Annotated in this window: 24 protein-coding genes; 9 read left to right on the top strand and 15 right to left on the bottom strand. The window is 75.5% G+C overall.

Annotation, left to right across the window (positions count from 1 at the left end; translation table 11 throughout):
* Positions 1-13: 13 nt before the first annotated feature.
* Entirely contained in the window at positions 14-1,315 is a 1,302-nt protein-coding gene (locus Ae150APs1_RS26305) for an LCP family protein (RefSeq protein WP_075300939.1), read from the bottom strand.
* A gap of 158 nt (positions 1,316-1,473) precedes the next feature.
* Complete coding sequence (locus tag Ae150APs1_RS26300; protein ID WP_227012650.1) at positions 1,474-1,818, bottom strand: metalloregulator ArsR/SmtB family transcription factor; 345 nt, start codon at positions 1,816-1,818, stop codon at positions 1,474-1,476.
* Between the two features lie 85 nt (positions 1,819-1,903).
* On the opposite strand from Ae150APs1_RS26300, the gene mgtA reads away from it, so the two are divergent.
* Both mgtA and tatA read left to right on the top strand, forming a co-directional pair.
* Positions 1,904-4,600, top strand: coding sequence for a magnesium-translocating P-type ATPase (gene mgtA / locus Ae150APs1_RS26295; protein ID WP_083680543.1), 2,697 nt, complete (start codon positions 1,904-1,906; stop codon positions 4,598-4,600).
* Positions 4,597-4,764 carry a twin-arginine translocase TatA/TatE family subunit gene (tatA, locus tag Ae150APs1_RS34445; protein ID WP_060572841.1) on the top strand — a complete coding sequence of 56 codons (168 nt, stop codon included), beginning with the start codon at positions 4,597-4,599 and terminating at the stop codon, positions 4,762-4,764. The genes mgtA and tatA overlap by 4 nt, the downstream gene beginning before the upstream one ends.
* 93 nt (positions 4,765-4,857) lie before the next feature.
* Here the strand turns inward: tatA and Ae150APs1_RS26285 are convergent, their stop codons facing one another.
* From Ae150APs1_RS26285 to Ae150APs1_RS32285, 3 genes are all read right to left on the bottom strand, one after another.
* Entirely contained in the window at positions 4,858-5,499 is a 642-nt protein-coding gene (locus tag Ae150APs1_RS26285) for a vitamin K epoxide reductase family protein (protein ID WP_083680544.1), read from the bottom strand.
* The gene (locus Ae150APs1_RS26280; RefSeq protein WP_010231062.1) at positions 5,496-6,146 is read right to left on the bottom strand and encodes a thioredoxin domain-containing protein; all 651 of its coding nucleotides are present in this window, start codon (positions 6,144-6,146) and stop codon (positions 5,496-5,498) included. Before Ae150APs1_RS26280 ends, Ae150APs1_RS26285 begins: the two co-directional genes overlap by 4 nt.
* A 76-nt stretch (positions 6,147-6,222) precedes the next feature.
* The gene (locus tag Ae150APs1_RS32285) at positions 6,223-6,543 is read right to left on the bottom strand and encodes a hypothetical protein (RefSeq protein WP_075300937.1); all 321 of its coding nucleotides are present in this window, start codon (positions 6,541-6,543) and stop codon (positions 6,223-6,225) included.
* A 171-nt stretch (positions 6,544-6,714) separates the two neighbouring features.
* On the opposite strand from Ae150APs1_RS32285, the gene Ae150APs1_RS32280 reads away from it, so the two are divergent.
* From Ae150APs1_RS32280 to mgtE, 3 genes are all read left to right on the top strand, one after another.
* Positions 6,715-7,200: a cupin domain-containing protein gene (locus tag Ae150APs1_RS32280; protein ID WP_170918137.1), complete on the top strand. Its 486-nt coding sequence runs from the start codon at positions 6,715-6,717 to the stop codon at positions 7,198-7,200.
* A 64-nt stretch (positions 7,201-7,264) separates the two neighbouring features.
* A complete protein-coding gene (locus Ae150APs1_RS26265; protein ID WP_083680545.1) occupies positions 7,265-8,269 on the top strand; it encodes a methyltransferase in 1,005 nt (334 codons plus the stop codon).
* Between the two features lie 114 nt (positions 8,270-8,383).
* Positions 8,384-9,772, top strand: a complete 1,389-nt coding sequence (gene mgtE, locus Ae150APs1_RS26260; RefSeq protein ID WP_075300933.1) for a magnesium transporter — start codon at positions 8,384-8,386, stop codon at positions 9,770-9,772.
* A gap of 24 nt (positions 9,773-9,796) precedes the next feature.
* Here mgtE and Ae150APs1_RS26255 read toward each other — a convergent pair whose 3' ends face one another.
* Genes Ae150APs1_RS26255 through Ae150APs1_RS26245 form a run of 3 tightly spaced genes read right to left on the bottom strand, consistent with a single transcriptional unit; the run spans position 9,797 to position 12,920 of the window.
* Positions 9,797-10,450 (bottom strand): response regulator transcription factor, encoded by a 654-nt coding sequence (locus Ae150APs1_RS26255; protein ID WP_075302623.1) that lies wholly within the window; start codon positions 10,448-10,450, stop codon positions 9,797-9,799.
* A 14-nt stretch (positions 10,451-10,464) separates the two neighbouring features.
* Positions 10,465-11,766 carry a sensor histidine kinase gene (locus Ae150APs1_RS26250; protein WP_083680546.1) on the bottom strand — a complete coding sequence of 434 codons (1,302 nt, stop codon included), beginning with the start codon at positions 11,764-11,766 and terminating at the stop codon, positions 10,465-10,467.
* Positions 11,763-12,920, bottom strand: a complete 1,158-nt coding sequence (locus Ae150APs1_RS26245; RefSeq protein ID WP_256385599.1) for a DUF418 domain-containing protein — start codon at positions 12,918-12,920, stop codon at positions 11,763-11,765. Before Ae150APs1_RS26245 ends, Ae150APs1_RS26250 begins: the two co-directional genes overlap by 4 nt.
* Before the next feature lie 135 nt (positions 12,921-13,055).
* On the opposite strand from Ae150APs1_RS26245, the gene Ae150APs1_RS26240 reads away from it, so the two are divergent.
* Positions 13,056-13,547 (top strand): DinB family protein, encoded by a 492-nt coding sequence (locus tag Ae150APs1_RS26240; protein WP_075300929.1) that lies wholly within the window; start codon positions 13,056-13,058, stop codon positions 13,545-13,547.
* 7 nt (positions 13,548-13,554) lie between these two features.
* Here Ae150APs1_RS26240 and Ae150APs1_RS26235 read toward each other — a convergent pair whose 3' ends face one another.
* From Ae150APs1_RS26235 to Ae150APs1_RS26225, 3 genes are all read right to left on the bottom strand, one after another.
* Positions 13,555-14,418, bottom strand: a complete 864-nt coding sequence (locus tag Ae150APs1_RS26235; protein ID WP_139317201.1) for a hypothetical protein — start codon at positions 14,416-14,418, stop codon at positions 13,555-13,557.
* Between the two features lie 291 nt (positions 14,419-14,709).
* Entirely contained in the window at positions 14,710-15,909 is a 1,200-nt protein-coding gene (locus Ae150APs1_RS26230) for a cytochrome P450 (RefSeq protein WP_075300925.1), read from the bottom strand.
* Positions 15,910-15,922: 13 nt separating this feature from the next.
* On the bottom strand, positions 15,923-17,230 hold the full coding sequence (locus tag Ae150APs1_RS26225) for an MFS transporter (RefSeq protein ID WP_249266485.1): 1,308 nt from the start codon (positions 17,228-17,230) through the stop codon (positions 15,923-15,925).
* Between the two features lie 232 nt (positions 17,231-17,462).
* On the opposite strand from Ae150APs1_RS26225, the gene Ae150APs1_RS26220 reads away from it, so the two are divergent.
* The gene (locus Ae150APs1_RS26220; protein WP_075300923.1) at positions 17,463-18,119 is read left to right on the top strand and encodes a TetR/AcrR family transcriptional regulator; all 657 of its coding nucleotides are present in this window, start codon (positions 17,463-17,465) and stop codon (positions 18,117-18,119) included.
* Here Ae150APs1_RS26220 and Ae150APs1_RS26215 read toward each other — a convergent pair.
* Complete coding sequence (locus Ae150APs1_RS26215; protein WP_075300921.1) at positions 18,094-19,764, bottom strand: APC family permease; 1,671 nt, start codon at positions 19,762-19,764, stop codon at positions 18,094-18,096. The two genes, Ae150APs1_RS26220 and Ae150APs1_RS26215, sit on opposite strands and share 26 nt — an antisense overlap.
* Before the next feature lie 141 nt (positions 19,765-19,905).
* On the opposite strand from Ae150APs1_RS26215, the gene Ae150APs1_RS26210 reads away from it, so the two are divergent.
* Positions 19,906-20,559 carry a GPP34 family phosphoprotein gene (locus Ae150APs1_RS26210; protein WP_075300919.1) on the top strand — a complete coding sequence of 218 codons (654 nt, stop codon included), beginning with the start codon at positions 19,906-19,908 and terminating at the stop codon, positions 20,557-20,559.
* Positions 20,560-20,562: 3 nt separating this feature from the next.
* On the opposite strand, the gene Ae150APs1_RS26205 is transcribed toward Ae150APs1_RS26210, so the two are convergent.
* Positions 20,563-22,425, bottom strand: a complete 1,863-nt coding sequence (locus Ae150APs1_RS26205) for a primary-amine oxidase (protein WP_075300917.1) — start codon at positions 22,423-22,425, stop codon at positions 20,563-20,565.
* Positions 22,426-22,668: 243 nt separating this feature from the next.
* On the opposite strand from Ae150APs1_RS26205, the gene Ae150APs1_RS26200 reads away from it, so the two are divergent.
* Positions 22,669-23,490, top strand: coding sequence for a tetratricopeptide repeat protein (locus Ae150APs1_RS26200; protein ID WP_075300915.1), 822 nt, complete (start codon positions 22,669-22,671; stop codon positions 23,488-23,490).
* Positions 23,491-23,640: 150 nt separating this feature from the next.
* Here Ae150APs1_RS26200 and Ae150APs1_RS26195 read toward each other — a convergent pair whose 3' ends face one another.
* Together Ae150APs1_RS26195 and Ae150APs1_RS26190 are read right to left on the bottom strand one after the other, a co-directional pair.
* On the bottom strand, positions 23,641-24,906 hold the full coding sequence (locus tag Ae150APs1_RS26195; protein ID WP_075300913.1) for a DUF222 domain-containing protein: 1,266 nt from the start codon (positions 24,904-24,906) through the stop codon (positions 23,641-23,643).
* 357 nt (positions 24,907-25,263) lie between these two features.
* Positions 25,264-25,890 (bottom strand): TetR/AcrR family transcriptional regulator, encoded by a 627-nt coding sequence (locus tag Ae150APs1_RS26190; RefSeq protein ID WP_075300911.1) that lies wholly within the window; start codon positions 25,888-25,890, stop codon positions 25,264-25,266.
* Positions 25,891-25,956: the final 66 nt, after the last annotated feature.

Below are 25,956 nucleotides of genomic sequence, written 5' to 3'. Positions count from 1 at the left end.
ATGGGAGGCTCCTTCAGTCGACGCAGGGAACGCCGTCGGCGGTCAGGTCGGGGGGCGGGACGCTCGCGGGTGGCGCGGCCGGGTCCGGCGACCCGCGCGGGGCGGCGGCGCCCGTCGTGCCGGAGTCCTCGGCCGGGGCCGGGTCGTCGCCGACGGCGGCCTCGGGCGTGGCACCGGTGCCGTCCCCGTCCGGGTCCTCGCCGGGCGCCGCGGGGTCGGTGGGGTCCGCCAGGAAGGCGGTGACCTCGGCCGGGTCCACCTGCACGGCGACGCCCTCGCTGCCGGTGCGGTAGTCGGCGCGGCCGGTCGGGATCGTCCGGAACTCGACGCGGTCGCCGCGCAGCTGGCTCGCGTGCGCGATCATCGAGGTGAGGTCCCACCCCTGGTCGAGGACGACGGCGCCGTTGACCGCACGCAGCAGTCCGGCGACGGCCGTGGGATCGGCCAGCGTCCCGGCCGAGAGCAGCCGGTGGGTGAGCCCGGCGAGGAACGCCTGCTGGCGCCGGACCCGGTCCAGGTCCCCGCCCGGCAGCCCGTGCCGCTGCCGGACGAACTGCAGTGCCTGCGCGCCCTCCACCGTCTGCGGGCCCGCGGCGGAGTCGGCACCGGAGTACCGGTCCCGGACGGGTTCGCGCAGGCAGACGGGCACTCCTCCGAGCGCGCGGGTGATCTCGGCGAACCCGGCGAGGTTGACCTGGGCGTAGTGGTCGACGGAGACGCCGGTCAGCTCCTCCACGGTCGCGACGAGCGTGCGGCTGCCCGCCGCGTTCGCCTCGCGTTCGAGATCGGCCCCGGACAGGCCCTGCCCGCTCAGGCCGGGCCGGGCGACGGCGGCGCCGCGGGCGTGCGCAGAGTTGATCTTGTGCATGCCGAGGCCCGGGACGTCGACCCAGGCGTCGCGCGGGATGGAGACCGCGGACGCGCCGAGCGACGGGTCGTCCGGGATCCGGACGAGCATGAGGGTGTCGGTGTTGGCCTGACCGTCGGCGTCACCGGCGTCGAGCGCGTCGAGCACCTCGCGGGGCAGCGGGTTGCCGCGGGCGTCCACCCGGGAGTCGCTGCCGACCAGCAGGATGTCGGTGGCGCCGTCGGCCACCGTGTCGCCGGTGATGTCGGCGGTGACCAGCCCGCCGTCGCCACCCAGCACCGACCAGGCCGCGCCGGTGGCGAGCAGGACGGACGCGGACAGTGCCGCGACCCAGCGCCGGGCCCGCGACGGGGGCCGGTCCCCCGCCCGCGGCCACGGTGCGACCGGCCCGCCCGGTGCGACCGCCCCGACCGGGGCGAGCGGGGTGGTCCGGCGGGTCGGGTCCACGGGGGGCGCCGCCGGAGGGCGGCGCGGCGGGCGGGGCCGTCCGGGGCGCTCGGCGGATCGCCTCGGCGGGGTGCCCGGCGGCGGGCCGGGCGGACGGGCCGGCGGCGGGCCCGGCGGCACCGCGCCGCGGGGGTCGCGCCGCGGCGGGCGGGGCGGGGTCACGCACTCCCCCGGGCCCGGCCGGCGCCTCCGGCGTCGGGGCGGCGTCGTGCCCGCTGTGCCGCGACGACCGCGTGCACCGTCTCGACCACGCCGGGATCGTCGATCACGTAGATCTGGTGCCGGCCCTCCCGCCGGGCCCGCACGAGCCCGGCGAGCTTCAGCTTGGCCAGGTGCTGGCTGACCGCGGCGACCGGCTGGCCGAGCGCGGTGGCCAGCGAACCGACGTCGTGGGGGCCCGCGGCGAGCAGCCAGACGATCTGCAGCCGGGAGGTCGCGCTGAGCATCCCGAACGCCGCGGCCACGTCGGCCAGCAGCTCGGGTTCGAGGAGCTCCTCGTCCACCACACCTCCAGACAGTTGCAATACTTACGCAACTGTTACCGTACCGGTCGGGGTCCGGGCACGGCCCCGGGGACCGAGGAGCGCGATGGACCGGACGACCGAGGCGGGCGCCGCCGCGGCCGGGCCGCCTCCGCGCCGCGGCCCCGGCCCCCCGCCGGTCCCGGGCGAGGCCGCCCTGCGCCACTACGCGCAGGCCGACGCGTTCGCCCTGCTCCGCGGCCTGGAGACGTCCCGGCGCGGGCTCACCGAGGACACCGCCGCGCTCCGCCTGGCCGAGCACGGCGAGAACGTCCCCGCCGCCGACCGCAGGCACGGCCCGCCGGTGTGGCTGCGCCGCGCACTGGCCAGCCCGTTCGCCGGACTGATGACCGTGCTCGGTGCACTGCTCGCCGTCGCCGACGAGGCCGGGAGCGCGGCGCTGGTACTGGTGATCGCCGCGCTCGGGATCGGGCTGCGGCTGTGGCACGAGATCCGGGCCGACCGCACCGCTCGGGTGCTGCGGGCCCGGGCCGGCACGACGGTCACGGTGCGCAGGCGCCCCGCCGCCGGCTCGTCCCCGCGGGAGAGCGAGGTGCCGCCCGAGGACCTGGTGCCCGGCGACGTCGTGCTCCTGCGGGCCGGCGACCCGGTGCCCGCCGACCTGCGGCTGCTGCGCGCCACGGACCTGCTGGTCGACCAGTCGTCGCTGTCCGGGGAGCTGCTGCCGGTCCCGAAGGCACCGCCGTCGGCCCCGGAGCGTTCGCCGCGCCGGCTCCGTGACCGGCCGGCCACGGTCCCTCCGGTGACGGCGATCCCGTCGCTGCTGCCGGCCGGTGGCACCGTCACCCGGGGCGAGGCGACCGCGGTCGTGCTCGCCACCGGGTCCCGCACGCACGCCGAGGAGCTCGGCGGCCGGGCGCACCGGCCGCGGCCGTCGTCCGCGGTGGACCGGGGCGTCCGCGCGGTGAGCTGGACGCTGGTGCGCTGCATGCTGGTCGCCGCACCGCTGGTCGTGGTCGTCAACGGCTCGGTGTCCGGCGACCCGCGGCAGGCCCTGCTGTTCGCCGTCGCCGTGACCGTCGGGCTGGCGCCGGAGCTGCTCCCGCTGATCGTCGGGACGACGCTGCTGCGCGGCGCCGCCCGGCTGCGCGAGTCCGGTGTGCTGGTGACCCGGCCGGACGCGATCCACGACCTCGGAGCGATCGACGTCGCCTGCCTGGACAAGACCGGCACGCTCACCGAGGACCGGGTCGTGTTCACGCACTCGGTCGACGTCGACGGGCGGCCCGATCCCGCACCCGGCGACACCGCGGCCGTCGCCGTCCGGTTCCAGGGCACCCCGCGCGACGGCATCGACGACGCGCTGGCCGGTGCGGGCCGGGACGGGTCGGCGGAGCTCGCGCAGGGGCTGCTCACCCGGGTCGACGAGCTGCCGTTCGACCACGCACGGCGCCGCGCGGCCGTCGTGCTGCGCGACGCGCACGACCCCGGTGAGCTCGTGATCGTGCGCGGCGACCCGGACACCGTCCTCCCTCGCTGCTCGCACGCGGTCCGCGACGGCTCCGCCGAACCCCTGACCCGCTCGCTGCGCGCCGCCGCGGCCGACGCCGCCGACGGCCACCGCGCCCGCGGGATGCGGGTCGTCGCCGTCGCCACCCGGCGGATCGCCGCGCACGACCCGGACCCCGAGCAGGACCTGCTGCTGCTCGGGTTCGTGGGGCTGGTCGATCCGGTCCGCGCGTCCGCCGCGGGCGCGGTCGCACGGTTCCGCGAGCAGGGCGTCGAGGTGAAGGTGCTGACCGGGGACGACCCGGTCGTCGCCGAGCAGGTCTGCGAGCGGGCCGGGATCGCGGTCGACGGGGTACTCGACGGCGCCGCCCTCGACGCGCTCAACGACGTCGCGCTGGCCCGCGCGGTGCAGCGGACCACCGTGTTCGCCCGGCTCGCCCCACTGCAGAAGGAGCGGGTCGTCGCGGCGCTCCAGGCACGCGGCCACACCGTCGGCTTCCTCGGCGACGGCGTCAACGACGTCGGCGCGCTGCGCACCGCCGACGTCGGGATCGGGGTCGACGACGCCGTGCCCGCCGCCCGCGCGGCCGCCGACATCGTGCTCACCGGCCGGGGCCCGGACGCCGTCGTCACCGCCGTCGAGGAGGGCAGGCGCACCCTCGGGCGGGCCACCCGCTACCTGACGGTGACCGCCGCGCTCAACGTCGGCAACGCGCTGTCGGTGGTCGTCGCCTCGGCGGTGCTGCCGTTCCTCCCGCTCCTGCCCGCGCAGCTGGTGCTGCAGAGCGTGCTGTTCGGGGTGGCGGCGCTGTCGCTGCCGTTCGACCGGGTCGAGCCGGGCTGGACCGCCCGGCCCCGGACCTGGGACACCCGCGGCATGCTGCGGTTCATGGCGGTGCTCGGGCCGCTGTCCTCGGCGTCCGACCTGGTCACGTTCTGGGCGGTGTGGCGTTTCCTCGGCCTGGACACGCCGCAGGAGCAGGCGGTCTTCCAGGCGGTCTGGTTCGTCGAGGGCGTCCTGTCCCAGGTGCTGGTGCTGCTCCTGCTGCGGACCCGGGCCGGACGCCCGGTCCGCGCGGTGGTGCTCACCGTCGCGGCGGTCGTCGTCGCGGGGGTGGCGCTGCCCTTCACCCCGCTCGCCCCGGTGTTCGGGATGGCGGCACCGCCGCCCGCGGTGTGGCCCCTGCTGGCGGCCGTCGTGCCGCCGTTCCTGCTGTGCGTGGCCGCGACGCGGCCGCTCTACCTGCGTCACGTGCTGGGGATCGCCCCGGCGGAGAAGGACGGTGTCCCATGACCCCACCCGGACCGACCCAGCTGCTGATCGTGCTGCTGGTCCTCGTGCTGCTGTTCGGCGCGAAGAAGCTGCCCGACCTCGCCCGCTCCGTAGGTCGCTCGAGCCGGATCCTCAAGACGGAACTGTCCGCCGAGGAGAACCGCACCGACCACACCGACCGCTGACCCCACACTGGCCGCGCACCCCTCCGCGGGGCGGCGCACCCGTCGCGTGGGGTGCGCCGCGCCGTGACGGGGTGCGTCCCGGCGGGACGCGGCTCAGAGCAGGCTGGACCAGTAGATCCAGAACCGCTGGAGCGCCAGGCCGATGATCACCAGGAACCAGAGGACGACCGGCACCGCGTGGTAGCGGCGCAGGCCCTCGTAGAGCCCGCGGGCCGCGCCGCTGCGGTCCAGCGCCGCCAGTGCCGAGTACCAGAAGATCGGGATCGTCACGGCCCAGACGACCATGCAGTACGGGCAGAGCGCCCCGATCTCGTACAGGCTCTGGACGATCAGGTAGTGCACGAAGGCGACGCCGAGCGCCGCCCCCGCGGTCAGTCCGGCCCACCACCACGCCGGGAAGCGGACCCCGGCGAGCAGCGCGGCCCCGACCGTCACGACGACGGCGAAGGCGCCGATCCCGAGCAGCGGGTTCGGGAACCCGAAGAACGCCGCCTGCTCGGTCTGCATGACCGACCCGCAGGACAGCACCGGGTTGATGCTGCAGGACGGCGTGTACCCCGGGTCCAGCAGCAGCTCGATGCGCTCGACGGTCAGCGTGAACGCGGCGACCAGGCCGAGCGCGCCGCCGAGCGTCAGCAGCCACGGCAGGACCCGCGGCACCGGGCCGGGGACGCCGCCGGCCACGGGCCCGCCGGGCACCCGGTCGATCTCCTCGGTCATGGCCGCGGCCGTCACCGGTTCACCGCGGCGTCGAGCGCGTCGGTGATGTCCTGCACCGAGCTCACCTGCACCTGCTCGCCGTTCACGAAGATGGTCGGGGTGCCCTGCACGCCGGCGGCCTCACCGGCCGCCTTCTCGGCCTGCACCGCTTCCAGGGTCGCCGGGTTCGCGACGGCAGCGTCGTAGGCGGCTCCGTCGAGGCCGATCTCGTCGGCGTAGCCGCGGAAGATCGCCGTCGGGTCGGGCTGCTCGGACCAGTTCTGCTGGTTCTGGAAGAGCTTCTCGTACATCGGGACGAACTTGCCCTGCTGGTGCGCGGCCTCGGCGGCGACGGCGGCCTGCTCGGCGTTGGGGTGGATCGGCAGCGGGAAGTCCCGGACGACGAACTCGACGCGGTCGCCGTACTGCTGCACCAGCTGGCTCATGATCGGCTGGAGCTGGCCGCAGCCGGGGCACTGGAAGTCGAGGAACTCGACGAGGGTCACCTGGGCGCCCGGGGCGTCGTTCAGCCGCGGCGCGTCGGCCGGGGCGAGCGCGTCGGCGGACACCTCGCCGCCGGCGCTCCCCGTGGGGGCGTCGGGGCGGTTGACGAACAGCAGTGCCGCCACCAGGAGCGCGAACGCACCGACGACGAACAGCGAGATCTTGACATTGCGGGTCATGGGGAGGGCTCCTCCACGGGGCTCCGGCACGGAGCCGGGATCACGGGTACTGGGGACGCGGGACGTTCCCTCCCGGTCAGTTCCGGTCCACGCACAGCTGCTCGACCGGCGACGGCCCGAGCAGCGTCCGCTCCGGGGGTGGCGACGGGTCGGTGTCGGCGTGGCCCGCCGGGACGGCGGCGACCGGCGTCACCGGCAGGGCGGCCGGCGACGGGGGATCGTCGCCGTCCCGCCGAGGGACCTGCTCCGAGTCGCCGACGTGCAGCGTGGTCGGGATCTGGTACGGGCACTCGACGGCCCGGACGTGCTCCGCGTGGTGCGTCGCCGCGGCCGCGGCCGGCCCCGCACAGACCACCAGGGCCACGAGCAGGAGCAGCAACGACGCGAGGACGCGCACGCACCTCACCTCGTTCCTCGCCGACGGACCGCGGCGGGACGCGTTCCGGCCGCGGGCACGACGATACCGACGCAGTTCAGAGGGGTCGCCGCTCCCCCATCGCCCCGATCCGGGCCCGGACCGGTGGTCGCGTGCCGACGCCCGGTCGTCGGGCGGCTACCGTCGGTGGGCGTGAGCTTCCCCGAACCGTCGGCCGTGTGGCGTCCGGCCGCCGACACCGAGCGCGCGGTCACCTCCCCCACCGGATCGTGGACCCGCTTCGCCGCGCCGGGCGGATCCGTCGGCGGCGGTTTCGGGCTCTTCGAGTCGTGGATCCCCGCGGACTCCCCCGGCGCGCTGCCGCACTACCACTCGGGTTTCACCGAGAGCTTCTACGTGATCGGCGGACGGCTGCGGATCATGACCGGGTCGGACTGGACGGAGGCCGGCCCCGGCGATCTCGTGCACGTCCCGGCGCACGGGGTGCACGCGTTCCGGACCGGCCCGGACTCCGACGCCCGGTTCCTGATCCTCTTCATGCCGGGTGCCCCGCGGGAGCGCTACTTCCGCGGGCTGGCCGGGTTCGCCGCGCGGGCCGAGCCACCGACCGACGACGAGGTCGACGCGTTCACGCGCAGCTGCGACCAGGTCAACCTGCGCGACCACCCGGGGTTCTAGGCCACCCGCGGTGTGACCGGGGACACTTCGACGGAGAAGATCCCCGCACCCGTGAGGAGCTCCGATGGACACCGCCGCCACCCGGCTGATCGGGATGGTCCAGGCCCACTGGACCACCGACGCGATCTGCGCCGCCGCCGAGCTGGGCGTCATGGACGTCCTGGCCCGCGGGCCCGCCGGCGTCGACGAGCTGGCCGCAGAGACCGGCGCGCACCCGCCGACGCTCGACCGGCTGCTGCGCGCGCTCGCCACACTCGGCCTGTGCACCCGCGAGCCGGACGGCCGGTGGGCGGACACCGAGCTGGGCGGGGCGCTGCGCCGCGACGCACCGGGCGCTGCGCACGCCAGGGCACTGCTCACCTCCCGGTTGTGGCGCCCGCTGTGGGACGACCTGACCGAGTCGGTCCGCACCGGCGAGCAGGCGTGCCGGCGGGTGACCGGGCGGCCGATCTTCGGGCACCTCACCCACCGGCCCGAGCTGGGCGCGCTCTACGACGTCACCCAGCGCGGCCTCGTCGACGAGGCGGGGGCCGCGTTCGTCGACGCCTACGACGTCCCGGACGGCAGCACCGTCGTCGACCTCGGCGGGGGGACGGGCGCGCTGCTGCGGCACGTGCTGACCGCACGGCCGTCGTGCCGCGGCATGCTGCTCGACCTGCCCGACGTCGCCCAGCGGGCGCACGACGAGCTCACCGCGGCGGGGCTCGCGAGCCGCTGCGACGTGATGCTCGGCGACTTCTTCGAGGCCGTCCCCGGCGGCGCGGACGTCTACCTGCTCTCGTTCGTCCTGCACGACTGGACCGACGACGAGTGCCGCGCACTGCTGCGGACGGTGCGGGTCGCCACCGGGCCGGACGCCCGGGTGCTGATCCTCGAGCAGTTGCTGCCCGACGACGGCCCCGGCGAGCCCGGACCCGCCCTCTACGACCTGCACATGCTCGTCGGCACCGGCGGCCGGGAGCGCACCGCCCGGGAGTACGCGGAGCTGCTGGACGACACCGGCTTCCGGGTCGAGGCGGTCGTCCCGACCACCGGCCCGCGCAGCGTGATCGACGCCCGCCCCCGGTGAGGCCGGCCACCGCCGACTGCGGGACACTTGCGTCGAACGTAGAATTGTTGCCGTACGCAATGTATCTGGGCGCGCCCCTGCCGGGCCTGCCGCCGCAGCCGGGGAGGTGGAGAGATGGACGCGACGACCACGACGCGCACGCAGGCCGAACGGGCCGCCCGGGACGCGATCCCGGATCATCCCCAGCTCGCCGGTGCGCTGCGCGCGGGTGACCTCCCTGCCGTCGCCGCCGGGGCCGGGGACCTGAGCCCCCGGGACCTCGCCGAGACGCTGGCGCGGTGCGACGAGGCCGACGCCGGGGTCCTGTTCCGGCTGCTGGACAAGGACACCGCGGCCGCCGCGTTCGAGGAGCTCGACGCGGTGACCGCCCAGCGGGTGCTCGACGGGATGCGCGAGGACCGGGTGGCGGAACTCGTCGAGGGCCTCGATCCCGACGACCGCGCCCGGCTGCTCGGCGAGATGCCGGCGTCGGTGGCGCACCGGGTGCTCGCCGGGCTGGCCCCGGACCGGCGCCGGGCGACCGCCGCGCTGCTCGGCTACCCGGCCGGGTCCGCCGGCCGGCTGATGACGCCCGAGACGGTGAGCCTGCACTCCGGCGGCACCGTCACCGAGGCGCTGGCCCGGGTGCGCCGGGCCGGGCGGAACGCCGAGACCGTCTACACGCTGCCGGTCGTCGGGCCGGGCCGGGTGCTGGAGGGTGTCGTCACGCTCCGCGAGCTCGTGCTCGGCACGCCGGAGACGCCGCTCGCCGACCTCGTCGAGACCGGCACCCCCACGGTGCGCGCCACCGACACCGGGGAGCACGCCGCCCGGCTGCTCGGCGACTCGGACCGGATCGCGCTCCCGGTCGTCGACGGCGAGGACCGCCTGCTGGGCCTGCTCACGATCGACGACGCGGTGGAGGAGCTGGAGCGGGCCGACTCGGAGGACGTCGCACGGCAGTCCGGCGCGGCCCCGTGGTCCGGGCACTACATGACCGTCGGCGTGCTGTCGCTGGCCCGCTCCCGGATCGTCTGGCTGCTCCTGCTCCTGGTGGCGGCCACACTCACGGTGAACGTCCTGCAGTACTTCGAGGACACACTCGCCCAGGTCACGACACTGGCGCTGTTCGTGCCGCTGCTGATCGGCACCGGTGGGAACGCCGGTGCCCAGGCCGCGACGGCGAGCGTGCGCGCGCTCGCCGTCGGCGAGGTCCGGCCGTCGGACGTGCTCACGGTGATGTGGAGCGAGGCCCGGGTGGGCGCCGCGCTCGGCACGATGCTGGCCCTGGCGGGGCTGGTGATCGGCACCGCGCTCGTGGGGGCGCAGGTCGCGCTCGTCGTCGGGATCTCGCTGGTCGCGATCTGCGCCTGGGCGGCGACGATCGGGGCGACGATGCCGCTGGTCGCGCGCCGGCTGGGCATCGATCCCGCGGTGGTGTCCGCCCCCGCGGTGACGACCCTGGTCGACGCGACCGGCCTGGTCATCTACTTCTCCGTGGCCCACCTGGTCCTGCAGTTCTGACGCCCGGCCGCGCGCCGGGCGGGGTCAGCTCACCAGTCCGGCGCGGAAGGCCAGTGCCACCAGCTGGACGCGGTCCCGGGAGCCGGTCTTCGCCAGCAGGTGGCCGATGTGCGTCTTCACCGTCGCCTCCGACACGACCAGGTCCTGCTGGATCTCGGCGTTGGACCGGCCGTCGCCGACCAGGTTCAGCACCTCCCGCTCGCGCGGGGTGAGATCGGCGAGCGCGGCCGCCGCGTCGGGCGCCGCGGCGGCCGGCTCCGGCGCGGACAGCAGTGGCGCGGTCGCCCGCAGCAGCCGGCGCGTCGACACCGGGTCGATCACCGAGTCGCCACTGTGGACCGTCCGCACCGCGTCGATCAGGCCCTGCGGCTTGACGTCCTTCAGCAGGAACCCGCTGGCCCCGGCCCCGATCGCGGCCGTCACCGACTCGTCGAGATCGAACGTCGTCAGCACGACGACCTTCAACCCGGGATGCGCGGCCAGCGCCAAGCGGGTCGCCTCGATCCCGTCGAGGCGCGGCATGCGGACGTCCATCAGGACGACGTCGACCGCGGTCCGGTCGAGCTCGGCGAGCGCCTGCTCACCGTCCCCGGCCTGCGCGACGACGGTCAGGTCGTCGCACGAGTCGAGCACCATCGCGAAACCGGCGCGGACGAGCTCCTGGTCGTCGACCAGCATCAGGCGGACAGGGTTCACCGTTCTCCTCGGGTGGGTGTCGACGGGGGCACCGGGAGCCGCAGCCGGACGGACCAGCCGCCGTCGGGGTGCGGTCCGGTCTCGACCGAGCCGCCGTGCAGGGCGGCGCGCTCGCGCATCCCGGTCAGGCCGTGCCCGCCGCGGGGCGGGCGCGGCACGGGGCCGCGGGCACCCTCGTCGCGGACGCGCACGGCCAGCTCGTCGGTGCTCCACTCCAGACGGACGTGGGTGGGTGTGCCGGGACCGGCATGCTTAATCACGTTGGTGAGGGCCTCCTGGACCACCCGGTAGGCGGTCAGGCCGGGGCCGGTGGGGACGGTCCGCGGCGTGCCCGTGACCTCCAGGTCGACCGGGAGACCGCCGGCGCGGACCTGCTCGACCAGCGCGGGGACGTCGTCGGTGCCGGGCTGCGGGCGGCCTGCGGTGTCGGCGGTGCTGTCGGCCGGGTCGTCGGGGCCGGTGTCGCGCAGCATCTCCAGCAGCCCGCGGACGTCGGCGAGCGCCTCGCGGCCGGTGTCGGCGATCCCGGCGAGCACGTCGACCGCCTTCTGCGGGTCGCGCTGCGCGGCGAACTGGCCGCCGTCGGCCTGGGCGATGATGCCGGACAGGGAGTGCGCGACGACGTCGTGCACCTCCCGGGAGATCCGCGAGCGCTCGGCGAGCAGCTCGATCCGGACCTCCTGGCGGCGGCTCTCCTCCAGCAACCGGGCCCGGTCGCGCAGACCCTCGGTGTGCCGGAACGACGCCCGGCGCAGCGAGCCGGTCAGCCAGACGCCGATCGCGACCAGCAGCATGTAGCCACCGACCACGGCCATGCCGAGCAGTCCCATCTGCGGCACGGCCCCCCGCAGCAGGAACGGCCCGAACATCCCCGCGAGGAGCAGGAGCACGGCCACGGGGCCCGCCCAGCGGGGCCCGTAGGCCACCGCCGAGTACCCCATCACGAGCGCGGGGAGCAGGAACGCGGCGAGCGTCCCCGGCAGCGCGACCGTGCAGACGGTCGCGACGACCGCCGTCGCCACCGCCGCCGGGATCGGGTACGCGCGCCGGAACACCACCGGCGCGGCGGCGAGGACCGCGACGACGAGGGCGGCCGTCCGCTGGGAGGCCATGACCTTGCCCTCGAACGTCCAGCTGACCGCGATCCCGATCAGCAGCGCGGCGAGCACCGCGTCGACGACGACGGGGTTGCGCCGGCAGAGCACGACGAACCGTTCGACGAGCGTCGGCTCCTCCGCCGACGAGGGGCGGCCGATGTCGTTCAGGTAGCGGCGCAGGGTCCGGAACGAGGCGGTCATCGGGCACCTCCGGCGCGCGCCGAGACGACGTGCACGACCTGTTCGAGCGGGCCGCGACCGGCCAGCCCCCGCCAGCCGGCGGCGAAGAGGACCGCGACCGCGCAGAACACGGCGGTGACGGCCCACGGCGAGGTCTCCGGTGCGCCGCCGGCCAGGGTCAGCACCACGATGTGTCCGGCGTAGACGGTCAGCGCCAGCGAGCCGGTCGCGGCGAGCGGCACGAGCAGCGCCGGGACGGCGCGGGCCACGAGCAGGCACAGCCCGAGCACCGCGACGGCGACCCCGGCCGCCCCGACGACGTCGAACGGGCTGCCGCTGTGCGGGGCGGCGACGAGCAGCCAGGCCGGCGTCGTCGTCGCGACCGTGCCGTACGACGACGAACCCAGGATCTCGAGCGCGGCCTCCGGCGGCATGCCGAGCCGGTCGGCGACGGGCGCGACGCTGCCCAGCAGCGCCTGCCGCCCGCCGAGCACGTCCACGGCGAGCCATGATCCCCCGTACCCGATCGTGGCACCGACGAGGCCCCCGGCGAGCAGCCTGCCGGCGGCGGCGCGCAGGTCGAGCCGGCCGATCGCCATGCCCAGCAGCAGGAACGGCATCCAGGTCAGCACGGGATAGGCCCCCGAGAGCAGCAGCACGTCGACGGCCCGGACCAGGCCGGCGCCCGAGGTGAGGTCGGACGCCTGCAGCACCCCGCCGAGGATCGTGCCGCCGTCCGCCGTGGTCGGCCCCGGCAGCACCGAGCGCAGGGCGAACGACAGCAGCGGCCCGGCGACCGCCCACACCGCGGCGGTGACGGCGAGCGTCCGCGCCCCGGCGAAGAGCAGCGGCAGCACCAGCAGGAACTCGACGCCGTAGACGGCCAGGATCACCATCGGTCCGGTGCTCACCGCGGCGAGGACGACACCGAGCACGATCAGCAGGACGGCGCGCACGGCGACCCGGCGGCGCAGCGCGGCCCGGTCAGGGGAATCGCCGGAGCGCAGCGCGGACCGCGCCATGAGCGCGAGCGACACGCCGCCGAGCACTCCGAACAGGACGGCCGCGCGGCCGTTCACCAGGGTCCAGAGCGTGGAGGTCGCCTCCGCGGCCGCGACGTGGGCGACGATCATCCCGAGGACGGCGAGGCCGCGGGCGGCGTCGACGCCCGCCAGCCGCTCCCGGCCGGACGCGCCGGACCGGCGGCCGGTCCGCCACGGCGCCGGTGCGGTGGGCGCCCGTGCCGGGCGCGGTGCCGGGACGGATTCCCGCGTCCGACCACGGCATGAGGCCCCCTAGGCTGTGACCTCATGACCAGCCCGTTCGCCGTCCAGGACGGCGCCGAACGCGCCCAGCTCACCGCTTTCCTCGACGAGTACCGCGCCCTCCTCGACGCCTCCCTCGACGGGCTGACCGAGGAGCAGGCCCGCCGCCGGCTCGTCCCGTCCCGGACGACGCTGCTGGGACTGGTCGGGCACGCGGCGTTCGTCGAGACGGTCTGGTTCGGACAGGCCGTGACCGGGGCGACGCGGGTGGAGCTCGGCATCCCGGAGTCGGTCGAGGACTCCTTCGAGTTCACCGACGACGACACCGTGGCCGCGGTCCGCGCCCGCTACCGCGCGGTGGCCGAGCGGTCCCGCGCCGCCGTCGCCGAACTGTCGCTGGACGACACCGTGCACGGCCGCGGGCGGCCGATCACGGTGCGCTGGCTCCACCTGCAGGTGCTGCGGGAGCTGGCCCACCACTGCGGGCACGCGGACATCCTGCGGGAACAGGTGCTCGCCGCCGACCGGGCGGGGTGATCGACCGTCACCCCGAGCCGGCGGGGTCCGGGGACCCGGTGCGCCGGGCCGGGTCCGGTGGTGCCGTCGGCGCCGCCCCCGGACCGCCCGGGTCGGCCCCGGAGCCCCCGGGCCCGGCCGGCTGCCCCGGTGCACCGTCGCCACCGGGAGCGGTGCCCGGCGTCGTGCCCGTCCCGGGTGCCGGACCGGCCGGCGTCGTGCCCGCCCCGGGCGCCGTGCCGGGATCCGGCTCGGTACCCGCACCCGGCGAGGAACCGGACCCGGGCTCCGTCCCCGCACCGGGAGTCGTGCCCGGTGCCGGTGCCGGGGCCGTGCCGGGTGCCGTGCCCGTTCCGGGCGGCTGCCCCTGCCCCGGCTCCGTGCCGGGCGCCGTCCCCGGCCCGGTGTCCTGCGGGGCGGTGGGGGCCGCTCCCCGCGTCGGAGCGGGTCGCGCCGGCGCGCCCGGTCCCGGTCCCGGCCGGGCCTGAACACCACCGCCGGGCCCGGCACCCGGCGCCGGAGCCGGTGGGCGGTGCGCACCGGCGCCCGGTCGCGGCGCGACCGGACCGGGCTCGGCGGCGCGGTGGGCGGGCCGCCGCTCCGGCTCCACCGGCTGCGACGGATCTCCCGCACCGGGGAGGCGGGCGACGGCGCCGGGGTCCACCACGTCCGGGACCGGACCGGGCGCCGCGCGCGGGCCGCCGTCGACCGCCGGCGGGTCCGCGACGGCGGGCGGCGTCCCGAGCTGCGGCCAGCCGCCGTCCGGGCGTGCGGCGGCGACCGCGACCGCGACCCCGCCCGCCGCACCCGCGACGGCCAGTACCGCGCCCGCGACGCCGAGCGTCACCGCCCGCGACACCGTCCGGGACGGCGTGACGGGGACGACCGGCATCGGTCCACCGTGGAGCGTCGGTGCCGGGTCGGTGGTCACGACCGGCTCGGCCGGCTCACCGGACGGACGGATCGGGGGCCGCGGCGGGGGTTCCGCCGACCGCCCGCGGGACGACGTCCGGTCGTCGCCCCCGTGCTCACCGTCGTCGTCGCCGACCCCGCCCGTCACCGCACTGCGCCCCCTGCTCGTAAGCCGAGGGGCGATCGTCGCGGTGCCGGTCCCCCGGGGCCAGCCGTACGACCCGGATGCACCCCGGAGCACCGGAGAAACGCACGAGCGGGTGACGGTGGCTCACCAGGCGACCGGCAGCTCCTCCAGACCGAAGATCGCCTTGTGGCTGGCCCAGGCGATGCCGTCGTCGGTGGCGAACCGCAGCCCCGGGAACCGGCGCAGCAGCGCCGGGAACGCCACCCGCATCTCGGCGCGGGCCAGCGGCGCGCCGAGGCAGTGGTGGATGCCGTGCCCGAACGCGACGTGGTTGGTGGGGCGGCGGGTCACGTCGAGCCGCTCCGGGTCGTCGGCGATCCCGGGATCGCGGTTGGCCGCGGGCAGGTTGAACAGCACGAGGTCGCCCGCCGGGATCGTGGTGCCGTCGAACTCGACGTCGGCGGCGGCGAGCCGGGGCGACCCGGAGTTGACGATCGAGATCCAGCGCAGCAGCTCCTCGACGGCGGCGGGCACGGCGTCCGGGTCGTCGCGGACGAGTGCGAGCTGGTCGGGGTACCGGAGCAGCGCCAGCGTGCCGAGGGCGAGCATGTTCGACGTCGTCTCGTGCCCCGCCACGAGCAGCAGGTTCGCGATGCCGACGAGCTCGGCGTCGGTGACGACGTCGGCGTGCTCGCGGATCAGCATCCCGATCAGGTCCTCACCGGGGTCGCGGCGGGCCCGCGCGACGAGGTCCTGCATGTACGCCAGTGCCTCGGCGGCCAGCTCGACGCGCTCGGCCTCGCCGAGGGTGGTGTCGAGCTGGCGAGCCGTGCGGGTCTGGAACTCGTCCTGGTCGGCGGGCGGCACGCCGAGCAGCTCGCAGATCGCCAGCGACGGGACGGGCAGCGCGAAGAGCCGGACGAGATCGGCCGGGGCGCCGTCGCGCTCGACGGCGTCGAGGTGCTCGTCGACGATCTCGACGATCCGCGGTTCGAGCCTCCGCATCCGCCGCACCGTGAACTCCGGGGTCAGCAGGCGGCGCAGCCGGGTGTGGTCGGGCGGGTCGAGGGAGAGCAGGTTGCCGGTGCGGTCGCCGGAGAGCTGGCGCGGGTCGCGGCTCGGGCCACCCGTCAGGTCGGCGGGCGTCCAGCCGTTGCGGAAGGTGGTGGCGTCGCCGAGCATCCGGCGGACGTCGGCGTGCCGGGTCAGCAGCCACGCGGACGGGCCGAACGGCGTGGGGACGCGGACGACGCCCGGCTGCTCCCGCAGCTCCGCGGCGTCCGGGGCGGGGCCGAACCCGCTGCGGCGCAGCTCGATCGGCCGGGGCTCCTCGGTGGTGGTCACGGTGGGTCCTCCGTCAGGGTCGGGTGCGGGGAATGGCGGCGGTGACGGCCATCGCGACCAGCGCGGAGCCGGCCCCGAGCAGCATCACCAGGGAGAACGCGGTCTCGGACGGGACGACGGAGCCGCCGGGACCCGCCGTCGTCATCCGGGCGAGCAGGACGCCCGCGACGGCACCGGCGGTGGACAGGCCGATCGCCCGCATCAGGTTGTTGAGGCTGTTGGCCGCCGCGGTCTGGGTGACCGGCACCGCGGCCATGACCAGGGCGGGCATCGCCCCGTAGGCCAGTCCGATGCCGGCGCTGATCACGACGGAGCTCACCAGCAGCTGCCACACCGCGGCGTGGAAGGCGGCCCCCAGCCCGTACCCGGCGGCGACGACGACGGCGCCGGCCATCAGCGTCGTCCGCGGGCCGTAGCGGGCGCTGATCCGCGCCGACACCGGGGACATCGCCATCATGCAGAGCCCGCCGGGCGCGAGGACGAGGCCGGCGACCAGGATCGACTGCCCGAGCCCGTAGCCGGTCTCCTCGGGCAGCTGCAGCAGCTGCGGGAAGACCAGCGACATCGCGAACATCGAGAACCCGAACACGGCGGACGCGATGTTGGTGGGCAGCAGCGGGCGCCGCCGGCTGACCCGCAGGTCGATCAGCGGATCGGGGGTGCGCAGCTCGCGCAGCCCGAAACCGGCCAGCGCCACCGCCGCGACGGCGAGCAGCGACAGCGTGAGCGGGCTCGCCCAGCCCCAGTCGCCGCCCTTCGACACCGAGAGCAGCAGCCCGACGAGGGCCACCGCGAGCAGCAGTGCACCGGGCAGGTCGAACCGTCCCCCGGTCCGCTGCGGCGACTCCGGGACGAGCAGCACCACCAGGGCGATCACCGCGGCCCCGAGCACCGCGGCGGCCCAGAACAGTGCGTGCCAGTCGGCGACCTGCACCACCAGCGCGGACGCGGGGAGGCCGAGCGCGCCGCCGACGCCGAGCGAGGCGCTCATCGTCGCGGTGGCCGAGCCGACCCGCTCCGCGGGCAGCAGGTCCCGCATCAGGCTGATCCCCAGCGGGACGACGCCCGCGGCCAGTCCCTGCAGCGCCCGCCCGACCACCAGCGGGACCAGCGAGGTGCTGAGCGCGGCCACCACGGAGCCGGTCACCAGCACGCCGAGGCAGACGAGCAGCATCCGGCGCTTGCCGACCATGTCGGCGAACCGTCCGACCACCGGGACGGCGACGGCGCCGGCCAGGAGTGTCGCGGTGACGATCCACGCGGTGTCCGCCGGGTCGGCACCCAGCAGGGACGGGAACAGCGGGACGAGCGGGACCACCACGGTCTACTGGAGCGAGACGACGATGCCCGCCGCGGCGAGCACGGCGACCAGCGCGGACGGCGGCCCGATGGGGGTGGGAGCGTCCACGGGGGAGGCCGGGGAGCTCGAGGGACGGGACATGCACACTCCTGCGACACCGGTGCGGGACACCGCCGACGCTAAGTCGATCACTTGACTTAATGCAAGCGGAACGGTTCCCTGGGCACCGCGACCCCGGACGGGAGGCGACGAGATGAGCACGAGCGGCCCGAGCGAGCGCGCCGCGGCGACCCGGGAACGGATCCTGGAGGCCGCCGAGCGGCTCTTCGCCGAGCACGGCGTCCACGCGGTGTCGAACCGGGCCGTGGCGGAGGCGGCCGGACAGGGCAACAACACCGTCGTCGGCTACCACTTCGGCACGAAGGCCGATCTCGTCCGCGCGCTCATCCGGCGCCAGGCCGGGGCGATGGACGCCCGCCGCGAGGAGACGGCGGCCCGGCTGCCGCCCGAGGCGGACCTCCGCGACTGGGTCGACGCCCTGGTCCGGCCGGTCGCCGACCACCTCGCCGCGGCCGGGGCGCCGACCTGGTACGCGCGGTTCGGGGCGCAGGTGATGACCGACCCCGCGCTGCGGGAGATCATGGTCGCCGAGTCGCTCGCGTCGCGGTCGCTGACCGTCGTCCTCGACGGGCTGAACGCCCGGCTCCCCACGCTGCCGCCGGAGGTCCGGCTCGAGCGCGGTGAGATCTGCCGTCAGCTGCTCGTGCACCACTTCGCCGAGCGGGAGCGGGCGCTGGCCGAGGGCCTGCCCACGCCGCGGTCGTCCTGGGCGGACGCCGCGACGGGGCTGGTCGACGTGCTCGTCGGGGTGTGGACGGCGCCGGTCAGTCCCGCAGGTCCGGGCGCCTGAACTCGGTCGTCTCCTCGTTCCCGGGCCGGCCGGGCATCGTGAAGACCGTCGTGTCGCCGTCGTCCGGGGCGTTGTCCGGGGCGACGTCGTCGGGGTCCGCGGTCCCGGCGCCCGCCCAGTCGGCCGGCCCGGTCTCGCCGATCCGCCGGCGGTAGACGGTGGGCGCGCCGGTGTCGGGGGCGAGACCGTCCGGCGCCGGGGCGCCGCCGCCGATGCCCTCGTAGACCTCCGGACGGTTGCGGCGCAGGCTCAGCGCCCACGCGCCGCCCGCGACCGCGGCGACCAGTACGACCCCGGGCAGGACCCACCGGGCCGGCGACGACGGGTCGGTGCCGAGCAGCGCGTCGAAGTTGCCGACCAGCACGACCAGGATCGCCGCTAGCAGCAGCGCCGCGAGCGCCGGGGCGACCAGCCGCGACCACACCGACACCGGCGCCGTCCGGTTGCGCCGGAAGAACCCGATCACGGCCACCGAGGTGCCGGTCATCAGCAGCACGACGCCGATCGCCGAGAGCCCGGAGAACCAGCTGAACAGCGACAGCATCGGGTCGGCCGCGGTGACGGCGAAGCCCATGACGACGACGAGCGCCAGCACCGACTGCGCCACCGACCCGGCGACCGGGCCGCCGGAACGGGCACCGACGGTGGCCAGCACGCCGGGCAGGACCCGCTCCCGGCCGAGCGCGAACAGGTAGCGGGCGACGCCGTTGTGGAAGCTCAGCAGCGCCGCGAAGACGCTGGTGAGCAGCAGGACGGTGGCGACGTCGGCGACGACCGGCCCGAACATCTCCGCCAGCGGCCCGAAGACGAGGCCGGGCCCCTCCTCCCCCGCACGCACCTGCAGCTGCGACGGCCCGGTCGCGGCGACCATCGCCCAGGCGGACAGCGCGTAGAACAGGCCGGTGAACGTGACGGCGACGAAGGTCGCCCGGGCCACCGTCCGGCGCGGGTCACGCGCCTCCTCGGAGTAGATCGCGCCGGACTCGAACCCGGTGAAGGACGCGACCGTGAAGGCGACGACCGCGCCGATCCCGCCCGCGAACAGCGTGGCGGGCATCAGCGGCTCGGCCGTGACCACGCCCTCGGCGGGACGGGTGAAGCCGGCGACGTCGAACCCGACGACCACCGCCACCTCGACGACCAGCAGCACCGCGAGGATCCGCGCGTTCAGGTCCACGCGCAGCAGCCCGAGCCAGCCGACGGCCAGCATCGCGAACAGCGCCCAGGTCCACCACGGCAGCCGCAGGCCCGCGACGTCGCCGACGAAGTCGGACATCGTCGAGCCGAACAGTCCGTAGAGCGCGATCTGGATCGCGTTGTAGGCGACGAGCGCGACGAACGACCCGGAGACCCCGGCCGGCCTGCCGAGCCCGCGGGCGAGGTAGGAGTAGAAGGCACCGGCGTTCGCGACGTGCCGGCTCATCGCGGCGTAGCCGAACGCGAACAGCACGAGAACCGCGGCGACGCCGAGGAACGCCAGCGGGACTCCCTGGTTGCCGCTCACCGCGTACGCGGTGGTGACACCACCCGCGAGGACGGTGAGCGGGGCCGAGGCGGCGACGGTGAAGAACACCAGGTGCACCACACCGAGGCGGCGCCGGCGCAGGCCGGGGACCTGCCGGTCTGCGGTCGCGAGCGCGGACATGCGCGACTCCTGAACTCGGGAGAATCGTTTGACGATGCGGAATGATAACGTCACGTCAGAACGGGCGCGAAATCGGTAAGAAATGTTGACGATATGCGCTCGCGCAATTACCCAGGGTGAAATCGAATCGAGGGGCGACAGGTGGAACAGGGCGCGCTGGCGAACGGCTTGTTCCTGATCGCGTACGACGAGACGGCGGGCCGCCCGGGACTGGCGCCCGATCTCCTGGCCTGCGGCCTGGTCGGTGCCCAGCTGGCCGACCTCGTCATGGCCGGAGCGCTGACCGTCGGCGCCGACGACCGGGTCGTCGCCACCCGGCCCGGCCCGGCGGCGCGGGTGACCGGCGAGGCGGCGACCCTCGTCCTCGACAGCATCGCCCACGAGCCCCGCGCCCACCCCGTCCGCGCCTGGATCGAGGCGCTCGGCGGGCCGCTGACCGACGCCGTCCGGAACGACCTGGTGGAGCGCGGGACGCTCGCGCAGTCGACGGGACGGACCCTGCTGGGCCGGAGCCGGACCCGGCTCACCGCGACCGACACCACCGCCGCGCGGGCACCGTCGATCGCGTTGCGCGAGATGGTCCGCGCGCCCGCCACCTTCACCCTGCCGGGCGCCGTCACCCTCGTGCTGGTCTCGGCACTCGGTGTCGAACGGCTGCTGGAGCCGGAGGTCGACCGGGCGACCGCGCGGGCGCTGGCCCGCGACGCGGCCGGGCACCTGCCGGCGCCCGTCGAGCGGCTGCGGCAGGGCCTGGCGGAGACCGCCGCCGCTGCCGGCGTCGCCGTCCGGCGCTGACGGTCAGTGCCCCGGCGGCACGTCGAGGGTCGGGTTCCGGTCGAAGAAACCCGAGGGCGTCAGCCGGAACCCGCAGGACGCGGTCGGCATCACCGGCCAGTCCTCCGGACGCGGGAAGTGGGTCACGCCGAAGGTGTGCCAGAGCGTCAGCTCGACGCCGTCGACGTCACGGTCCTCCCCCACCCACGCCGGCAGTCCCGCCCCTCCGCCGTGCTGGTTCACCAGCTCACCCGCCGGGTAGCGACGCTGCGGGTCGTAGGCGGTGACCCACAGGTGCCGGCTCGCGAACGCAGCCCGGCCGGCGATCGAGGAGCCGTCGTCGGCGAGCAGGGCCGGCCCGTCCTCCGGCTCCAGCACGTACGCGGTCGGGTCGCCGAACCGGTTGCGCGCCTCGGCGGAGGAGACCCTCCACACGCGACCGGCGCCGCGGTCGGCGAACCGGCCGGCCTCGCGTTCGGACGCGATCCGGGTGACGGTGCGCTCGAACGCGTTGCCGTAGGGGTTGTCCGCCGAGACCGGCAGCCGCCGCACGTCGAGCTCGTCGACCGCACCCCGCGCGCCGTCGACGGTCAGGTCGAGGCGGGCGCAGAACAGGTGCTGGTGGTACGGCGCGCCGAGGCCGGGCGCGACCTGGCTCGCCCAGCGGGACGCCCGCTCGTCGTAGGCGCCGGTGAACACGACCCCGGTGGACTTCACGTCCAGCTCGATCGCGCCGTCGGGGTGGAGGTGCCAGTAGAAGCCGTAGTCGTAGTTGCCGATCGTCGCGAAGAACGAGACCACCAGGCGACGGCGGCGCCGCACCGCCTGCTTCCCGGTGAAGACGTCGGTGTGCTTCCAGAGCACGCCGTCGTCCTCCTCGTGCAGGCAGACCGCGTTGCGGATCGTGCGGGGCCGCGCGTCCGGGTCGGCGACGACGGCGTCGACATAGTGGATCTCGCCGACGCAGTCGCACCCGAGCTCGAGCGAGTTCGCCTGCTGCCCGAGCAGGTACTCACCGGCGTCGAAGTAGTTCTGCCAGAAGCGGACCGGACCGGGGTCGGCGTAGGGGACGACCATCTCGGCGACCGACACCCGGTGCGCCACCGGCCGGCCGGAGATCGAGAGCTGCTGCAGGAGCAGGCCCTCGCGCGGGTCGAAGCCGATCCGGAAGCGCCAGCCCTCCCACTCGACGACGTCGTCGCCGGACACGGTGAAGCTCGCACCCTCGGGCTGGGTGACGTGCAGGGGCCGCCGGGTCTCACGGTAGGGGCCCTCGCCGAAGTTGCCCTCCTCCTCGGGGATCGGCACGACCCCGGTGTCGACGAGCTCGACGACCCGGCGCTCCAGCAGGTCCACATAGGCCACGACGCCGTCGATCGGGTGCGCCCACGGACTGTCATCCGGGCGGTGCTGCAGGAACGACAGCACCCGCAGCATCCGGCGCCCCTGCTCCCCCGGGAGCCCGAACGAGCCCGCCGACAGCGGGCACGCCGCGACCAGCGAGACGTCCTCGACGCCCCGCTCCGCCATCGCGGCCAGCCAGCCGGGGTCGGCCTTCACGATCGCGTCGACGCCCTCCATCTCCTCACCCGTGATCGGGGGCTGGCCGTCGACGGCCGGATCGTGCTCGACCGTGGCGTCCACCGTGGACCGGGTGAGCGACGCGATCACCGTGCGGGACGTGCCGGACGCCGGGTCCAGCAGGACGGCGCGCACCCGGCGGTCCACCGGGTCGCCGTCGCGGTGGGCGGCGACCTCGGCCCGGGGCGGCTCCTCCAGTGCGAGGACCGGCACGCGCACGCCCGGACCGAGCAGGTCGTGCGACGTCAGCAGTGCGCGTGCGGCGTCGATCTCGGCGGCGGTGAGCCGGGACAGCGGGTGGATCATGCGACCTCTCCAGTCGTGCCGGTGCGTGCCGCCGACCCTGCCACGCGGGACCGGGCTCGCGCCGATCACGACCGGGGGCTCACGTGCGACGACGGTGGGTCACCGGCAACGGTGGCGTGCGCCTCGAATCTCGCTCCGGAGACCCAAGCGACACCGGTTACCGGTACGTTCAGTACCGATCAACTAGTCCGACCGGGTGGCACGCACCGTCCGGACGGCCTACCGCGAGGAGGTAACGCGACCGTGAGTAACAGCGTCTTCGCCGGTTCCCCGTTCCTGCGCGAGAGTGCGGCCGTCGACCACCGGGCCGGCGGCGCCCGGACCGCCCTGCGGACCCGGCACGACCGCGCCGCGACCGACGTCCGCGCCGCCGGCCGGTCCGGCGACGAGCAGGGCCTGCTCGACGCGACCCGGCGCCTGGAGCAGCTGCTCGCCGCGGCCCGCCGCGAGCTCGGTGCGCGCGACGCCGACACCCTCGTCGTCGAGGGCACTCTGTCGGTCGCGTACCTGCTCGGTGACGACGAGACCCGCGGCCTCGAGCTGGCCGCCCGCAACCTGGCGGCTCGCGAGCAGGAGTTCGGCGCCGACCACCCGGCCTCGCTGGCCGCCGCCGACGCGCTCGCCGCGGCACACCGCGTCACCGGACGCCCCGAGGAGGCCGTCGCCCGGCACGAGGACGTGATCACCCGGCGCGGGCGCGTGCTGGGCGACGCGCACCCGTGCACCGTCGCCTCCCGCGCGGCGCTCGCCGTGGCCCGCGCCGACGCCGGCGACCTGCGCGGCGCCGCCGGGCTGCTGTCGTCCACGCTGGACACCGCCGACCGGTTCCTCGGGCCGAGCCACCCGGTGACCGACGACGTCCGCGAGCTGCTGGCCGAGTGTCGTGAGGCGCTGGCCGACGAGGCGCTCGCCGCCGTCCGCCCGGGCCGCGAGGAACCGGCCGACGAGCCCACGGAGGAGCCCACCGGTCTGCTCTCCGTGCTCTCCCGGGTCCCCGACCCCCGCGAGGAGACGCGCCCGATCTTCTTCGACCGGCCCTCCGGACCGCTGCCGGTCATCGGCTGATCCACCGGTCCCACGACACCGCCTCCCGGGATCCACCGCCGGGCAGCCTCCCCTCGCGGTGGGCCGGCCGGAGGACCCCTGCGGTCCGGAGTGGATGCGGACACCACCAGGCCGCAGGTGGGATCGCCGCGCGCCACGTGCGCACATCGGTCATCCGGGCGCCCGGTAAGTGTGCCCGGTCGGGGTCGTGGTCCGCACCCTGCCGTCCGGCCCGCGAGCCACCCGCCACCCCGCCTGCTCCCGGACATGGTTGTGGAACTCGCACACCCCCCTCCCGTTGTCGAGGTCGGTCGCCCCACCCTCGGCATCCCGCCGGATGTGATCGATATGCCGCACCGGGGCATCGCAATACGGCTCGGTACACCGATTCCCCGCCCGCACCCGCACCAGCCGGGCCAGCAATCCAGTGAACGTGCGCTGACGGGAGTCACCGCCGATCACCACACCGTCGGAAGTGATCAATCGGCGCAGGCTCTTCCTCCCCTCGCCCGTGGCCAGGAGCTCGACCGGGACAGCGCCGTGGCCGGGGATCTCCGCCGGCAACGGCGAACCCGGGTCCAGCAGCGCCTCGACCGGCACCACCACCTGGACCTCGACACCCACATCGGTCGCGATCGCCTGTCCGGTGAGGCGCTCGACGAGCGTGTCGGCCATGACCTGCCCGCGAGTGCGGGTCAGGGGTGCCGGGTTCACCGACACCTCGATGAAGGCCTTGTTCAACGCGGCGAGGCAGGCCACACCCTGCTCGACCGGGAGGTAGGCGGTCAGGTAGGTCATCGCATCCGGCGCCGGGCGCAGGGTCACCCGGCGCTCGGCTCGGGCCGACTCGACCCGGGCGAGGAACTTCCCCGGCGCCACCTCGGCGGCGAAGCGGCGTGCGAGATCCTGCAACCGCCGGATCCCCAGCCGGGTCAGATCGTGGCCGGCCAGACGCGCATCCACCGCGGCACGTTCGGCGCGGTCCAGATCGGAGCACGCGGCCACCACCGCCGCCACCTTCACCGCGCTCAACTCACCGGCACCGAACAACCCACGAACATGATCGAGACCGTCGTGCAGGTCCCGGGCGGTACTCACCCGGCGCCGCGCCTCGGTCGGCGACACCCGGCAGGCCAACCCGACCTGCGCCACCACACCGCGCTGCAACCGATCCGGATCCGTCCGCCCGGCAGCGATGCCGTTCTCGACATGGAGCCGGGCGAACGCCCGCACCCGCGTCGCCTGCAACGCCGCCAAGGAGTGCTGCACGGATTCGAGCTGCTGGATCTGATCGATCAACTCCGCCTCGGAGACACCGGACAGGTCGTCGAGCGCGGCCTGTTCCCCCGCCAGCTGAACCAGCGCCAGATCGATCTGCGGGAACCCCGGATCCCCGGCAGGCAGGCCGGTGCGTGGAGGTTCCTGGACCGCGGTCATAGGGCTGAGTCTGCTCGACCATATGTTCGATCCGCTAGTACGACGTTCGCGCCCGCACACCCGTGACCTGCGAGAGAGCGCGCGAACCACTCGGCGCCGGCGATCGCCCCGGGAGGTCGGCCGCTGCCGAGCACGTTCGCGGAGCCGCCTTCGTCCGAGTCGACCGGCAGATGATGCGCCCCCTCCACTCCGGCACCACCGCGGATCGCCTCGCCCCTCACCCTCGCGAAGCAGCCACGAGCCTGTACCGCCCCGGAGGCGTCACGGACCACACGGTCGACTGCACAGACCTCGGTTCGCACACCTCCGCCACGGACCTCCGCCCGCCACATGATCACCCGAGGCCGCGACCCGCCCTCAGCCCCGGGCCACCAGCTTCATCAGCGTGTCGACGACGTCGTCGAACGCCCGCTCCTGCGCTGCCCCGGAGAGCTCCCCGCACCACACCGGCGCCTGGCTCATCGTCGCGTGCAGGCACTGCAGCGTGGCGTCGGTGTCGACGACCGCGAACTCCCCGGCCGCGAGCCCCTCGGTCAGCACGGCCCGGAACACCGCGTCGTGCCGGCGCCGCAGCGCCTTGATCCGGGTGCGCTGCGCGGCGGGCCAGGTGCTGGGCACCAGGAACAGCCGCAGCGCCGCGGGGTACTCGCGCACCGCGATCGTCACGTGCTCGCGCATCAGGGCCCGCAGCCGTCGGGCGGCGCTTCCCTCCCGGCCGGCCGGGAGGCTCTCCAGGCGGCTCGTCCAGTCGTCGCCGAGGGTCTCGATCGCGGCGGTGACCAGATCGTCCTTGCCGGGGAAGTAGTAGTAGAGCGACCCCTTCGTGACGTCGAGGCGCTCGGCCACGTCCTCCAGGCTGACCGCGTCGTACCCGCGCTCGCCGACGAGCTCGGCGGCCGTCGTCAGGATCTGCCGGATCCGGCGGCCGCGCTTGCGCTGCACCCGCCCGACCGGCTCCTCGCCCACGCGCGCCGCGTCCGTCATCACTCCACCTCCGCCGAAACCTCCGCCGACCAGTCTCGCACCGGCCGCGCGGGCACCTCACGGACT

This window comes from Pseudonocardia sp. Ae150A_Ps1, assembly GCF_001932315.1.
Taxonomy (GTDB): Bacteria; Actinomycetota; Actinomycetes; order Mycobacteriales; family Pseudonocardiaceae; genus Pseudonocardia.
This window is presented reverse-complemented; position numbering and strand designations above follow the sequence as displayed.

Bases quoted from the DNA above. Each gene is read 5' to 3' on its own strand.
- mgtA (WP_083680543.1), top strand. From the start codon at position 1,904: ATGGACCGGACGACCGAGGCGGGCGCCGCCGCGGCCGGGCCGCCTCCG.
- tatA (WP_060572841.1), top strand. From the start codon at position 4,597: ATGACCCCACCCGGACCGACCCAGCTGCTGATCGTGCTGCTGGTCCTC.
- Ae150APs1_RS26280 (WP_010231062.1), bottom strand. From the start codon at position 6,146: ATGACCCGCAATGTCAAGATCTCGCTGTTCGTCGTCGGTGCGTTCGCG.
- Ae150APs1_RS26265 (WP_083680545.1), top strand. From the start codon at position 7,265: ATGGACACCGCCGCCACCCGGCTGATCGGGATGGTCCAGGCCCACTGG.
- mgtE (WP_075300933.1), top strand. From the start codon at position 8,384: ATGGACGCGACGACCACGACGCGCACGCAGGCCGAACGGGCCGCCCGG.
- Ae150APs1_RS26255 (WP_075302623.1), bottom strand. From the start codon at position 10,450: ATGCTGGTCGACGACCAGGAGCTCGTCCGCGCCGGTTTCGCGATGGTG.
- Ae150APs1_RS26250 (WP_083680546.1), bottom strand. From the start codon at position 11,766: ATGACCGCCTCGTTCCGGACCCTGCGCCGCTACCTGAACGACATCGGC.
- Ae150APs1_RS26240 (WP_075300929.1), top strand. From the start codon at position 13,056: ATGACCAGCCCGTTCGCCGTCCAGGACGGCGCCGAACGCGCCCAGCTC.
- Ae150APs1_RS26235 (WP_139317201.1), bottom strand. From the start codon at position 14,418: ATGCCGGTCGTCCCCGTCACGCCGTCCCGGACGGTGTCGCGGGCGGTG.
- Ae150APs1_RS26220 (WP_075300923.1), top strand. From the start codon at position 17,463: ATGAGCACGAGCGGCCCGAGCGAGCGCGCCGCGGCGACCCGGGAACGG.
- Ae150APs1_RS26215 (WP_075300921.1), bottom strand. From the start codon at position 19,764: ATGTCCGCGCTCGCGACCGCAGACCGGCAGGTCCCCGGCCTGCGCCGG.
- Ae150APs1_RS26205 (WP_075300917.1), bottom strand. From the start codon at position 22,425: ATGATCCACCCGCTGTCCCGGCTCACCGCCGCCGAGATCGACGCCGCA.
- Ae150APs1_RS26195 (WP_075300913.1), bottom strand. From the start codon at position 24,906: ATGACCGCGGTCCAGGAACCTCCACGCACCGGCCTGCCTGCCGGGGAT.
- Ae150APs1_RS26190 (WP_075300911.1), bottom strand. From the start codon at position 25,890: ATGACGGACGCGGCGCGCGTGGGCGAGGAGCCGGTCGGGCGGGTGCAG.